We start from the raw sequence: 13,117 nt of genomic DNA, 5'->3' as shown, positions 1-13,117 counted from the left end.
TGGTATTGATCTAGAATATAAAGGCCAACATTATACGTTTGTACGCGTTCTACAATCCATTGCGCCATACCAAATAGTAAGCAAGTTACCCTTTTTATTATATCTAACTGACGGATTGCTTGCGGTTAAAGACGCAAATGGGCTAATGCAACCCATCGAAGGCGATGGGGCTCCATGATACGTCGATAGAGATGAGACTAACTATGATGAGAGTGTTCAACTCAACTCAATTCATCATACATTCGCTATCCAGAAGAAGTCTCAGCAGAGAATTTCGCACTTTGGGTAATTGAAGGAAAAATTGAAGGAGAAATTGACCACCAAGAACCTGTTAACACGATCATTAACGTGATGAAAAGTAGTCATCAGCTACGTTTAAATCGTTTTAGCAAAAACAACAATAACGTGACGAAATCAGTGCCGAAAAAACAGCCTCTACCATTGTCATAGTTGAATTCTCTACAGACGCTTAAGAAAGTTGCACGCTTACCACGAACAAAGCAACACCGGTAATACAACGTGGTCACCGCTAGTCCTAAAAGCCGTTAAAATTAGCATTATCGTTTCTAGATATTTTCAGAGATTTGCGCTGAAACTATTAAAAAATATAAACTGTACCCTAAACAAAAGACCTTGCCATATTAATGACAAGGTCCTTTATTTTAGATAAGAAATAAAACATTAAAAGAAAAATTAGCCTTTAATTTTCTTAATTGATTTGACATTGCAGCCTTTATAAAGGAACTCACTGTTCGCATTTTGAATGTTGACGCTTGATTTGTGATAGTTATCTAGACGTAGAGCATCACTCATGATACTAAAGTTTTCTTCATCACCAAATACGGTGTCAACATCGTCTGACCGTCCAAGGTTAATCGGTAAAAATCTCGTTTTACCGTTTAGATAAGATTCCGAATACGTCGGTAGGTTTTGTTTATTAAATCCATATTTGACGCTTATTTTGCCATTATTTTGGCAAGTATAGTTTACTTGTCTCACTTTTACCGCTGTATCATGGCTTTGTGCAGGATCCATAACTTGGTCTGTATAAGCAAGTGCAGAGACTGAGCTTAAAGTTGCTGCTAAAATTGTTGCAGATGATAGTAGGGTTGTAAACTTCTTCATAAATACACCTCTTTTGAGTGAATAAAACATGATAAATGACTTCAAATAAAACCAAGCCTTTACCACCAAAAGAGAAACTTAAACAGCCTCTAATTAGTGTCTATATTAGGGTATAGCTTTTCGTTGAGTTTTACTTAAGTGCCAATTGAGACGATATATTAAATTACTTTTAATTTTACGCTGTTGTCTGTGCGTAAATAAATTAGAATGTTTTGTTATAACATAACATCAACTGTAACGTACTATGATTTAATTCTTTATAGAATGTTGCTGATCCAACTTAACTTGCGATAAACATATTGTGAGTATAAATCTAGAAGGCTAACCGACTCACTTATTCTCCAACTTAACTCATGATGTGGCCTTGGGATGCGGTTTAGCCACGATTGCAGCGGCTATCCTTGGTGAAGAACGACGTTGTGGTCGCTTAGCCAGTCCCGTTATCGCAGCGCAGGAACGAGACTGGCTTTAGCGCCCGCCGTCGTTCAAACCAAGATAGTAGCAAAAAGCGTGAATAGCTCCAGAATTAAAACTTAAAATCATAAACCCTGACCCAAACAAAAAACCTTGCCATATGAAATGACAAGGTCTTTTCTATTTTAAGAGAGTATTATAGTTTGTCAGATATGACTCGGCTACTAGCCAAAAGTGTATCTACCGAGCGCTCACTGTACAAGTCGTACAGTAAGCGAGTCTGACAACGTTGCAAAATATTAATCAGAACATAGAATACCTATGCAAAAAATTTGAGTAGCAAGGCAATCAAGTGAAAGCACTACAAGTCGTAGGCTGAGCTTGATTAACGAAGCTAATCGAATTTTTAGTAAGGTATTTATTTAGGGTGAACCATATCGGCTGGCGTAACCCACTCATCAAACTGAGCTTCAGTTAATAAATCAAGCTCTACCGCTACTTGCTTAAGGGTTTTGTTTTCTTTATACGCTGTTTTAGCGATTTTCGCTGCGTTTTCATAACCAACATGACGGTTTAGCGCGGTTACTAACATCAATGAGTTATGTAAGAAGTCATCAATCTTATCTTTAACTGGCTGGATACCTACTGCACAGTTCTCATTGAAGCTGTTGCACGCATCGCCAAGTAATTTGATAGATTGCAGTAAGTTATAAGCGATAACTGGCTTGAATACGTTCAGCTCAAAGTTACCAGACGCGCCAGCCATGCTGATAGTCATATCGTTACCCATAACTTGCGCCACAACCATGGTCATCGCTTCAGACTGAGTGGGGTTAACTTTACCGGGCATGATGGATGAGCCTGGCTCATTGGCAGGGATTTCAAGCTCACCTAGACCGCAACGAGGACCAGAGGCTAACCAACGTACATCGTTGGCGATTTTGTTTAGGCTAGCGGCTAATGTCTTTAGCGCACCTGAAGCAAATACTTCAGCGTCACGGGCAGCTAAAGCTTCAAACTTGTTGGGAGAGGTCACAAAAGGCAGGCCAGTCAATGTTGCTAATTGTTCAGCTGCTTTGACGGCATAATCAGGATGCGAGTTTAGACCAGTACCAACTGCTGTACCACCTAAAGGAAGCTCATATAAGCCTTGTAAGGCATTATCGATGCGGGTTAATGCGTGATCAAGCTGGCTGACATAACCACTGAATTCTTGACCTAAAGTCAAAGGCGTGGCGTCTTGTAAATGCGTACGACCAATTTTTACGATGCTATCGAATTCTTTGGCTTTTTTGTCTAGCGTGTCACGTAGTGCTTTAACCGCAGGGATTAACAGGCTATTGATTTGACGCGCTGCTGCCACACGAATAGCCGTTGGGAAGCTGTCGTTGGTTGACTGTGCATGGTTAACATGGTCATTTGGATGGATTGGCTTATAAGTACCACGCTCAGAGCCGGCAATTTCGTTCGCACGGTTAGCCAGTACTTCGTTCATGTTCATGTTTGACTGTGTACCAGAACCGGTCTGCCATACAACTAATGGGAACTGATCAGTAAGACCACCATTAATCACTTCGTCAGCGGCTTGGATAATTAAGTCACGCTGGCTCTCTTCAATACGACCAAGGCTGGCATTAGTGATAGCCGCTGCTTTTTTAACCAATGCCATCGCTTCAATCATGGGACGAGGTAGGGTTTCGCCACCAATTTTGAAGTTCTCACGACTACGCTGAGTTTGTGCGCCCCAATAGGCATCCTGTGGTACTTCTACATTGCCCATGGTATCTTTTTCAGTACGAGTTGACATGATGTCTCCTATTTTTTATCGAGTTTTTATCAAGTTTATTATTCGGCTTTATCGAATGTTTAAAATTTTGTTATGGTAGTCTTTATACCAAATCTAGAAATTAACCTATCGAGGAAGGCAAATCCTAATGCAACAAATCAAACGCTACAAAGTGTAGGTTCAGTGAGCCTGACCGAGTCTAACTAGGATAGGTTAGTTTATAGAAAAGATATTATTATACTGGCTTATGTCGCCATCTTGGTAAGCTTTAAACGTAATTATGATAGCATGACTTTATAACAAACGCATTCTGACAACCCATCAAAACCCATCAAAATGTCGACCCATTAACAAATTACGCTATTTATTATGATAACCAACACCTTTGATACTCCTCGAAACCCTTCTAGACGACACATGAATCGTCAGCGTCGTCGCCTATCTGAGCAACAACGTCGTATTGCGAGTCGGTTTGCCAGTCGTCATTTACCTAAGCTTGCCCCTCGCCTGCCTAAAAGTGCTAAGGTGGGTATATATATTGACGGCTTTGGTGAACTGCCAACACAACCCCTGTTGGATTGGTGCATACGCATGGGATTTAGCGCCTATATCCCCGTGGTCAATACATTAGGCAAAGGCAATAAAACCATGCGTTTTGTACCCGTTCATCAAAGCAGGCTGGCTAATATACCGACTGTTCGTCATCGCTTTGGTATGAAGGAATCCAAACAACGTCAACTTGTTTGGGTGCAAGACATGGATTTAATACTATGCCCGTTAGTTGCTGCTGATGAGCATGGCAATCGTATGGGGATGGGAGGTGGCTTTTATGACACTACTTTAGCCCGCTCTTATAGATACAATCGCAAAAAACCAATACGCGTGGGTTGGTGTTATGAGTTCCAAGTATTTCCACAACTACACACTCAGCCTTGGGATGTGCCGCTTCATGCGTTAATTACCCCTAAAAAAATAAGGTGGTTCAAATGAGTGCTGATGATAATCCACCTGCTAAAGCAAGTTTAAACTCCTCGAACCATAGCATAGACAATAACGAGGATAACGCTTGCAAACTCTCTAGTGCTGATACCGTGGACAGACATTTGCAACAGTTAGAACAAAAGAATACCACCCTAAATCAGCGTCCATCATCGCCTGAAGAGCAACTGTTTACCGAAGAGGAATTGGCACGTTTAATTAATCCCGACAAATTAAAAGTTTTGATGGAAAGTGGCGATGATCTAGTGGGTTATTTAACCGGTGAAATTGATAGATTCAAAGAATAAAGATTAGATACGCTATAAACCAGTCATAAAACCCATTTTTAACAATCGAATATTAAAAAGGCAAATGTGACTCAGCCACACTTGCCTTTTTTATTGCATTCACTTTATTAGTTTCACTTTATTAGTTTCATTTGAAATTAGAGTCTGGCTTATTTAAGCACCATTTAAACCCCCATTCTTAAAACACCATCGCCGCTATCCATCCGAAGATTAATAGCGGAATATTAAAATGTAAAAAGGTTGGGATAACACTGTCTTTAATGTGATCGTGCTGTCCATCGACTCCTAATCCAGATGTCGGCCCCAGTGTTGAGTCTGAAGCTGGAGAACCTGCATCGCCCAGTGCCCCTGCCGTACCAATAATAGCGACAGTTGCCATAGGAGAGAAACCCATCGTCATACACAGCGGCACATAAATCGCAGCAATAATCGGAATGGTCGAGAAAGAAGAGCCAATACCCATAGTCACAATTAAGCCAATTACCAACATCACTAAGGCAGCCACGCCTTTATTACCTGCAAATAAAGTGGTTGCGCCATCAATTAGCGGGGCAATCTGATCGGTTGCTTTCATCACTTCAGCGAAACCTTGGGCGGTTATCATAATAAAGCCAATCATTGCCATCAGCTTAATGCCTTCATTAAAGACACTGTCAGCTTCATTCCATTTCACCACACCTGTGGCCATAAATATGCCAAAGCCAAACAATGACCCTAATAGCAGTGAATCGGTATATAGTTGCACCACAAATGCGGTTACTATTGCCAATAGGGCAATAATCGTTTTGCCTTTACTGGGCAGCGTTGCACTGCTGGCGACGTTGGTTAATACATCGCCATTCGCATTTATATTTAGAGCTCCTGACTCCATATTACGACTAACTTCGTTGAAATTATCAGAGGCTTCAGATGAGTTAGATTTAGGTCGGGTTAAAGGGCTAGAGGTAAAATCATGAGAGGAGTGCATGTAGTTCCGAGGCTTACGATAACTAAAAAACACCGCTATCAATAAACCCGTTAGCATACCGAATGCAGGAATTGCCATGGCTTTCATAACTGAGATATTTTCAACATTTAAGCCTGCCTCGCCTACATTTTTTAGCATGATTTGGTCAAGATAAATCTCTCCAAATCCATACGGTAAGAACATATAGGTAGTAACCAAACCGAAGGTCATTAAGCAAGCCAGCAAACGCCTATCTACAGTTAAACGATTAAAAACCATTAATAATGGTGGAATAATCAAAGGAATAAAGGCAATATGTATAGGAATAAGGTTTTGGCTAAACACACTCATCAGTACCAAGCCAATAAATAATATCCACTTTATTGAGCCCTTACTCCCGCCTTTTTTCTGGTTACTTTGTTGATCAGGTTGTTGATTTTTTTGTTGATTATTGAGACGATGAATAACACTGTTTGATAATGATTGTGGCAAGCCAGAATGGGCAATCGCAACGGCAAAAGCTCCTAACAAGGCATAAGACAGTGCAATTTGCGCCCCATTTTTGATACCTTCTTGAAAGGCAGTTAATGTAGCATCAACTCCCAAACCACCTACCAGTCCTCCAACCATTGCCCCAATCAGCAAGCTTAGTACGACATGCACTCGAGCAAGCGATAAGCCCAGCATGATAATTACTGCTAATAGCACCGCATTTATCATCATATATCTACCTTTAATAAATAAACAACCTCTAGCTTTTAACCCCCGTTAACAGCAGAGCTTAAAAAAGACACACATTCTACCTGATTTTTTAGCACAAATAAGGGTCTATAGTATGTTTGATGAAACTTAGTTTGATGACACTTATTGGTTTCATGCTACTTATTGGTAACCCTTAAACTTGTAATTTCTGTTACCACCACCATTTAGAGAGATAAGATAGAAAGATAAGACCCTAAGTTATATTAAGATCATTAAAAGCAAGCTGGGCACCCTATTATTACATATGCCTGCATTCTGCTATAGGAAACACTTATGAGCAATAAAAAAACAAACATTGATAACCCAATCTTAGATGCCGAAATTGAAAGCATTATCGATACAACAGAACAAAGTATTGAAGAAGAACAGCGCAGTGAACAAGATATAGCTGAAGAGAGTTTGCAACAAGGCCCTTCTGAGGCAGCTGACAATAATGCTGACGACAGTGATGCTAACAATGAAACTATACAGCGAGATGACCCTACTCACTTGCCATTATTAGCACTTCGCGATGTGGTGGTATATCCGCATATGCAAATCGCTTTGTTTGTTGGCCGTGTGCCCTCAGTAAAAGCCATTGAATTGGCGCAAAGTGAATATGATGACTTAGTCTTGGTGGTTGCTCAAAAAGACTCGCTCACGGAAGATATCGATCAAGAAAACTTGTATCAATATGGTACCCTTTGCCGCATTATCAGTACTATGCCACACGATAGTGATGAGAACTGTATCAAGGTTCTTATTGAGGGTCAGTACCGAGTGAGGTTGGACGCTATTAAAAAAGCCACTGATGATAAAGAAGCTGTGTTAATGGCTGACTTTGTTCGCAGCGATATTACCTTGCCACTAGATGATAACCAGCAAGATAACACAATGAAGGCTTTACGTAGCTTGTTTGCAAGCTACGCTGATGCTCGCCTGCGCAATAGCCGTGAACTCATTCGGGTCACTGAGCGTATCGATGATTTACTTGAGCTGGTGTACTTTATAGCCACACGTGTATCAATGGACTTAGAGATAAAGCAGCAATTGCTTGAAAAAGATGATATTGCTAAGCACATTAATATACTTACTGAATATTTGGCCAAGCAAAGCGCTGAGCAGTCCATTGAACAAGATATCCAAGATGCTGTGCGCCGCCAGATGGAAAACAATCAACGTGAATACTTCTTAAATGAGAAGATGAAAGCCATCAAAAATGAGCTGTCAGATATCAGTGACAGTGGCTTTGATGGTGAAGATGATATTGAAGAGCTTCAGACTCGTCTTGAAGAAGCCAATTTGCCTGATGACGTACGCAAAAAAGCAGAGCAAGAATTTAAAAAGCTTAAAATGATGCCCCCTGCATCAAGCGAATCCTCGGTAGTACGTAACTATATCGAGTGGATATTAGATACGCCATGGAAAACTTCTACTAAGGTCTCGGTTAAACTTGATAAAGCCGAAACCGTGCTTGAAGAGGATCATTACGGCTTAAAGGATGTTAAAGACCGTATTTTAGAATACTTAGCCGTGCAATCTCGTGTTAAAAAACTGCGTGGTCCTATTCTATGTTTGGTAGGCCCTCCTGGCGTGGGTAAGACGTCATTGGGCGAATCTATTGCTCGTGCGACAGGTCGTAAATTTGTGCGCATGGCGCTTGGCGGAGTGCGTGATGAGGCTGAAATCCGTGGTCACAGACGCACCTACATCGGCGCTATGCCGGGTAAAATTGTTCAGTCGTTGGCGAAAGTAGAGGTTAATAACCCGCTATTCTTGCTGGATGAAATTGATAAGATGGCACAAGACTTCCGTGGTGATCCAGCCTCTGCCCTACTTGAAGTATTAGACCCATCACAAAACAACAAATTTAATGACCATTATTTAGATTTAGATTTAGATTTATCGCAAGTGATGTTTATCTGTACCGCTAACAGTATGGATATACCACCAGCGCTACTTGATCGTATGGAAGTCATACGTCTACCCGGATACACCGAAGATGAAAAAATTAACATCGCTGAAAAATACTTGGTACCAAAAGCCATTAAGCAAAATGGCCTAAAGAACGAAGAAATTGAGATTGTACCAGAAGCACTACACAGCATCGTTCAGCGTTATACTCGTGAAGCTGGTGTGCGTAACCTCGAACGCGAAGTTAATAAGATTTGCCGTAAAGTGGTGCGTGAGTCGATTGAAAAGTATGGCGTTAAACCGTCGAAGAAAGCCAAGATCGAGACAGTCGTGGTAGATGCTGACAACATCAATGATTATCTTGGTGTACATAAATATGACTATGGTTTAGCGGAAGAGGAACCCGAAGTTGGCCGTGTCACAGGTCTGGCTTGGACCAGTGTCGGCGGTGAGCTACTCACGATCGAAGCCATAACTATGCCAGGTAAAGGGGATTTTGTTTATACAGGATCGCTCGGTGATGTCATGAAGGAGTCTATTCGAGCGGCCATGAGTGTGGTTCGAGCACGTGGCGAGATGCTTGGGATTGACTATGAAACCTTTAAATCAAAAGACGTGCATGTTCACATGCCTGAAGGGGCGACGCCTAAAGATGGCCCGTCTGCTGGTATTGCATTAACCACGGCGTTAGTATCTGCCATGACTGGGATTGCGATTCGTCCAGACATTGCTATGACAGGTGAAGTAACTTTGCGTGGTAAGGTACTGCGTATTGGCGGGCTTAAAGAGAAGCTTTTAGCAGCGCACCGTGGCGGCATCAAACATGTCCTGATACCAGAGTCTAATGAGCGTGATTTGGTAGAAATACCAGATAACGTGAAAGAAGGCCTAACGATTCAGCCTGTGGCTACGATTGACGAGGTGCTTAAAGTGGCTTTGGTTAAAATGCCGAAAGCTATAAAGCCCACTAAAGTAACCGTAGACACTACTAAGTCAAAAAAAGCCCTACGCAGTTAATATGACTGCTAATATCAGCATGAGGTCTTTTATATGAATATTTTTATATAACGGTGCTGCAACTCTCATTGTTTACTCCTTTATAAAAAGCCGCTTGATTTTGTATCAAGCGGCTTTTTATTGCGTGTGTCCTTTCAATCCGTACTATCGTCAATCCGTACTATCGACGCCGAACTTATGAAATCGCTACTGTGCTCATCTTATTCAGCCTACAATTGTAGTACTTTCACATGTTTTCCTTGTATTTATTTTAGAGTTCTTTGACTATGGATTGAATAAGACAGACATATTATTGCTCCCCTTTTATATACGCTTCTGTACCCTTTTAACATTCAATAACGTATTGCAACGCTTGAACTAATAGTTTCTAGATTCTAAATGCTATACTAAATATAGTAATCAGCAAATACGGCAGATGCTATAGTTTTCTAGGTTCAGAAAATTGCGACTTTATTTTAGTGCACTATTTATAGCGTTATACCGTAAAAAATAGCGGTTAAAACTAATAGTTAAAAAGTAACTCTTGCAAAGTAACTATTAATAAAAACGACTGTTAATAACTGTCGCTATTTACCTTATCGGCTAATATTAACTTTGTATGAATTTCTATCAGTAACTTATAATAGGAGTGTTATATGCAATCTTATATCCAAAAGATATTCACTACTTCAGCAATTCTTACCTCGGCTTTAGTATTATCTGCATGTCAAACTACCCCACCTAAAGCAAGTCCACCTGCTGAGGTTAAACCCACTTTGAAATCTCAAATCTTTGCTTTCGATCAGAAAAATACCAAACTTGGCGATATGTATTTACGCCCTGTTGCAGACGGTGTGCAAGTGTTTGGCAAATTGTCTGGCTTTCAACCAGGGACAACGGTTTCTGTTCATATTCATGAAACCGGTAATTGTTCAAACATGGGTAAAGCGGCTGGCGGACATTTTAATCCTTTTAATAAGCCACATGGTAACCCAGACTCCGCTGAAAGCCATGCAGGCGACTTACCTAACGTTACTGCAGACGACTATGGTGTTGCGTCTATGAACTTTGTAAATAAAGACATTTCAGTTGACATGACAGGTAACAATAGCGTGTATAAACGCGCCTTTATTGTGCATTCTGGTGCGGATGATTATGTCAGTCAACCTTCTGGTAACTCAGGTGACCGCATCGCCTGTGGTGTTATTGAAAAATTTTAATTAAAAGTTATGTAAAAAGTTAAGTAAATAGTTATTACGCTAAAAACTACCTTTAAAGGTCAACTTTAACTTTAGTTGACCTTTTTATACTCTGGCCTCAGCTCTTAGTTATCTATTTACTATAAAAATCGGGACACCAGTAACACTTACTCATTGAGAAATATATCTATATAGTTGCCCTGACCCACATGTATCCATGCTATCAGGTTATTTTTATATCCTCTTTAATCTATTGAAGTGGCTATCTTTCTTTGACTTATCTTACTAGACTTACACTCTTTTACTCTTTGCGACAATATTTGTCGTCTGGTATCGTTTATACCCTATTAACTCGTCTACAATTTGTTATACTTATCTCATAAAAGAAACACTCTACCCTCCTTATTATTTAAGCAATTTTTGCCAATAATATTAAGCATACTGTAATACCTCATAATGGTTCATCTATTTTAGTCGCACTGTTCACAGCTTGTTTAAACTTTATAATGAATAACACCTTATTTAAATAATCAATAAAATTAGGACATCACTATGGATGACAACAAAGCCAAAGCGCTCAAAGCTGCTTTAGGTCAAATTGAAAAGCAATTTGGTAAAAATACGATTATGCATTTGGGCGATAACTCTGCCACGCTTGATGTGGATGTGGTATCCACTGGATCGCTCGGTCTTGACATTGCTTTAGGCATTGGCGGATTGCCTAAAGGCCGTATCGTTGAAATTTACGGGCCTGAAAGCTCTGGTAAAACCACCCTAACCTTACAAGCTATTGCTGAGTGTCAAAAACAAGGGGGCACTTGTGCCTTTATTGATGCCGAACATGCATTAGATCCTATTTATGCGCGTAAACTTGGGGTTAATACCGATGATTTATTGGTATCACAACCAGATAATGGCGAACAAGCATTAGAAATTACTGACATGTTGGTTCGTTCGGGCGCTCTTGATATGATTGTTATTGACTCGGTAGCTGCACTGACGCCACGTGCTGAAATTGAAGGTGAGATGGGTGATAGCCATATGGGCTTGCAAGCACGTCTCATGAGTCAGGCACTGCGTAAAATTACCGGTAATGCTAAACGCTCAAACTGTATGGTTATTTTTATTAACCAGATTCGTATGAAAATCGGCGTTATGTTTGGATCTCCTGAGACTACAACAGGCGGTAACGCATTGAAATTCTACGCATCAGTACGCTTAGACATTCGCCGCATTGGCGCCGTTAAGAGTGGCGATGAGATTATTGGTAACCAAACCCGTGTTAAAGTTATCAAAAACAAAATGGCACCCCCTTTCCGCCAAGCTGAGTTTGAAATTACTTATGGCGAAGGTACCAATCACTTAGCCGAAGTGATTGACTTAGGGGTTGATATTGGTGTCGTTGGTAAGGCGGGCGCTTGGTATAGCTATGGCGATGAAAAAATCGGTCAAGGTAAAGCCAATTCCGTTTTATTCTTAAAGGATAACCCCGCTATTGCTGAAGAAATCGAAGCTAAAATACGGGCGGAAAAACTTGCCGTTGCAGATGACAAGAAGCCAGAAGAAAAAGTGTCAGATGATACTGCAACACCCATTACTGACGTTGAATAATTTCAGCTGATAAGAATAACGATGAAAACAGACATACAATGGAGATAAAGACCTTAGCTCAGATCTTGGAGGAGAACCCTGATAGTGCTAATAAACCTTCAGACTATCGTAAAAGGAAGGCGCCTAAAGATCGACAAATTAAGAAACAAAAACAACAATTACGGGCGCCTATTATTTCTACCCGTAGTTCTACCCATAGCTTTGCTGTATCTGATAATTTAGATACAGCAAAGCCATGGGAAACTGAGGCTGAGGAAAAGAGTCCTGACTCTAAGAACACTGAGCGACAAAAGCAAAAAACATTTCATCCCGCTTCTCCTTATCAACCTAAGATAGAGAGCACTCCCCCTGTAAAAGAGGTAAATCCCAATAGTATTAAAAACCTATTAGCACAGGTAAAATCGGAAGGTTCTGCAAGTAGCAATGATACAGTGACATCTCAAGCTGAAGTCGAAACTATTCAAACGAAACACTGTGAGACCGATGCTCTCTCTCGTTTAGACAATCTACCAGCGGCCTTAAAGGCTTATCTTAAAACCCCTGAGCAGCGCCAAGCTGAGAAAGAAGCAATTAAGGCAAATAGTCGCCTACGTTGGCTTGCTTTTTATTATTTGTCACGCCGTGAGCATTCAGCAGGCGAGCTGCGTCAAAAGCTTATTGATAAAGAACAAGACCCTGTAAAGATTGACGAATTATTAGCGGAATTTGCTGAAAAAGGCTATCAAAGTGATTACCGTACGGCTTTAATGTTAATCCGAGAAGGTATTCGTAAGCGTTATGGACGAGTAAGAATTAAGAACGACTTTTACAAACGTAAAGTCGCCATGCCTTCTAATATTGATGAGCTCATTGATATGGCAATGGATGACAATGAAGAGTTTGCAGACGTATTATCTGATAATGACTTAGTTGAGGGCGTTGATTGGCTTCGATTAGCGGTGGAAGCACGGGTTAAAAAATATGGCGAGGCTATTCCTACTGAGCCTAAAGAAAAAGCAAAGCAATTGCGGTTTTTACAGTATCGAGGCTTCAAACCCGACATATGCTTTCAAGCGATAGGTTTTAACTTAGAGTCGCTTGATAGTCGGTTTTAGTATCA

General features: G+C 40.6%; 9 protein-coding genes. 6 read left to right on the top strand and 3 right to left on the bottom strand.

The window, feature by feature from the left end; genetic code table 11:
• Positions 1-693: 693 nt before the first annotated feature.
• Positions 694-1,125, bottom strand: a complete 432-nt coding sequence (locus tag AC2SLL_RS09710; RefSeq protein ID WP_486531490.1) for an ACP-like domain-containing protein — start codon at positions 1,123-1,125, stop codon at positions 694-696.
• An 832-nt stretch (positions 1,126-1,957) separates the two neighbouring features.
• A complete protein-coding gene (gene fumC / locus AC2SLL_RS09705; protein ID WP_486531489.1) occupies positions 1,958-3,346 on the bottom strand; it encodes a class II fumarate hydratase in 1,389 nt (462 codons plus the stop codon).
• A 348-nt stretch (positions 3,347-3,694) separates the two neighbouring features.
• Here fumC and AC2SLL_RS09700 point away from each other — a divergent pair, with 348 nt between their 5' ends.
• Together AC2SLL_RS09700 and AC2SLL_RS09695 are read left to right on the top strand one after the other, a co-directional pair.
• Positions 3,695-4,315 carry a 5-formyltetrahydrofolate cyclo-ligase gene (locus tag AC2SLL_RS09700; RefSeq protein ID WP_486531488.1) on the top strand — a complete coding sequence of 207 codons (621 nt, stop codon included), beginning with the start codon at positions 3,695-3,697 and terminating at the stop codon, positions 4,313-4,315.
• Positions 4,312-4,611 (top strand): hypothetical protein, encoded by a 300-nt coding sequence (locus tag AC2SLL_RS09695; RefSeq protein WP_486531487.1) that lies wholly within the window; start codon positions 4,312-4,314, stop codon positions 4,609-4,611. The genes AC2SLL_RS09700 and AC2SLL_RS09695 overlap by 4 nt, the downstream gene beginning before the upstream one ends.
• 178 nt (positions 4,612-4,789) lie before the next feature.
• Here AC2SLL_RS09695 and AC2SLL_RS09690 read toward each other — a convergent pair whose 3' ends face one another.
• Positions 4,790-6,280 (bottom strand): Na+/H+ antiporter family protein, encoded by a 1,491-nt coding sequence (locus tag AC2SLL_RS09690; RefSeq protein WP_486531486.1) that lies wholly within the window; start codon positions 6,278-6,280, stop codon positions 4,790-4,792.
• Positions 6,281-6,592: 312 nt separating this feature from the next.
• On the opposite strand from AC2SLL_RS09690, the gene lon reads away from it, so the two are divergent.
• The 4 genes from lon to AC2SLL_RS09670 all read left to right on the top strand — a co-directional run bounded on the left by lon (position 6,593) and on the right by AC2SLL_RS09670 (position 13,112).
• Positions 6,593-9,229 (top strand): endopeptidase La, encoded by a 2,637-nt coding sequence (gene lon / locus AC2SLL_RS09685; protein WP_486531485.1) that lies wholly within the window; start codon positions 6,593-6,595, stop codon positions 9,227-9,229.
• Positions 9,230-9,864: 635 nt separating this feature from the next.
• A complete protein-coding gene (locus AC2SLL_RS09680) occupies positions 9,865-10,428 on the top strand; it encodes a superoxide dismutase family protein (protein WP_486531484.1) in 564 nt (187 codons plus the stop codon).
• Between the two features lie 531 nt (positions 10,429-10,959).
• A complete protein-coding gene (recA, locus tag AC2SLL_RS09675; protein WP_486531483.1) occupies positions 10,960-12,018 on the top strand; it encodes a recombinase RecA in 1,059 nt (352 codons plus the stop codon).
• 38 nt (positions 12,019-12,056) lie between these two features.
• On the top strand, positions 12,057-13,112 hold the full coding sequence (locus tag AC2SLL_RS09670) for a regulatory protein RecX (RefSeq protein ID WP_486531482.1): 1,056 nt from the start codon (positions 12,057-12,059) through the stop codon (positions 13,110-13,112).
• Positions 13,113-13,117: the final 5 nt, after the last annotated feature.

Source organism: Psychrobacter sp. CX97 (assembly GCF_057396285.1).
Note: the sequence above shows the minus strand (reverse complement) of the source record. Positions and strands in the feature narration are given on the sequence as shown.

Bases quoted from the DNA above. Each gene is read 5' to 3' on its own strand.
- AC2SLL_RS09680 (WP_486531484.1), top strand. From the start codon at position 9,865: ATGCAATCTTATATCCAAAAGATATTCACTACTTCAGCAATTCTTACC.
- fumC (WP_486531489.1), bottom strand. From the start codon at position 3,346: ATGTCAACTCGTACTGAAAAAGATACCATGGGCAATGTAGAAGTACCA.
- recA (WP_486531483.1), top strand. From the start codon at position 10,960: ATGGATGACAACAAAGCCAAAGCGCTCAAAGCTGCTTTAGGTCAAATT.
- AC2SLL_RS09670 (WP_486531482.1), top strand. From the start codon at position 12,057: ATGGAGATAAAGACCTTAGCTCAGATCTTGGAGGAGAACCCTGATAGT.
- lon (WP_486531485.1), top strand. From the start codon at position 6,593: ATGAGCAATAAAAAAACAAACATTGATAACCCAATCTTAGATGCCGAA.
- AC2SLL_RS09710 (WP_486531490.1), bottom strand. From the start codon at position 1,125: ATGAAGAAGTTTACAACCCTACTATCATCTGCAACAATTTTAGCAGCA.
- AC2SLL_RS09690 (WP_486531486.1), bottom strand. From the start codon at position 6,280: ATGATGATAAATGCGGTGCTATTAGCAGTAATTATCATGCTGGGCTTA.
- AC2SLL_RS09695 (WP_486531487.1), top strand. From the start codon at position 4,312: ATGAGTGCTGATGATAATCCACCTGCTAAAGCAAGTTTAAACTCCTCG.
- AC2SLL_RS09700 (WP_486531488.1), top strand. From the start codon at position 3,695: ATGATAACCAACACCTTTGATACTCCTCGAAACCCTTCTAGACGACAC.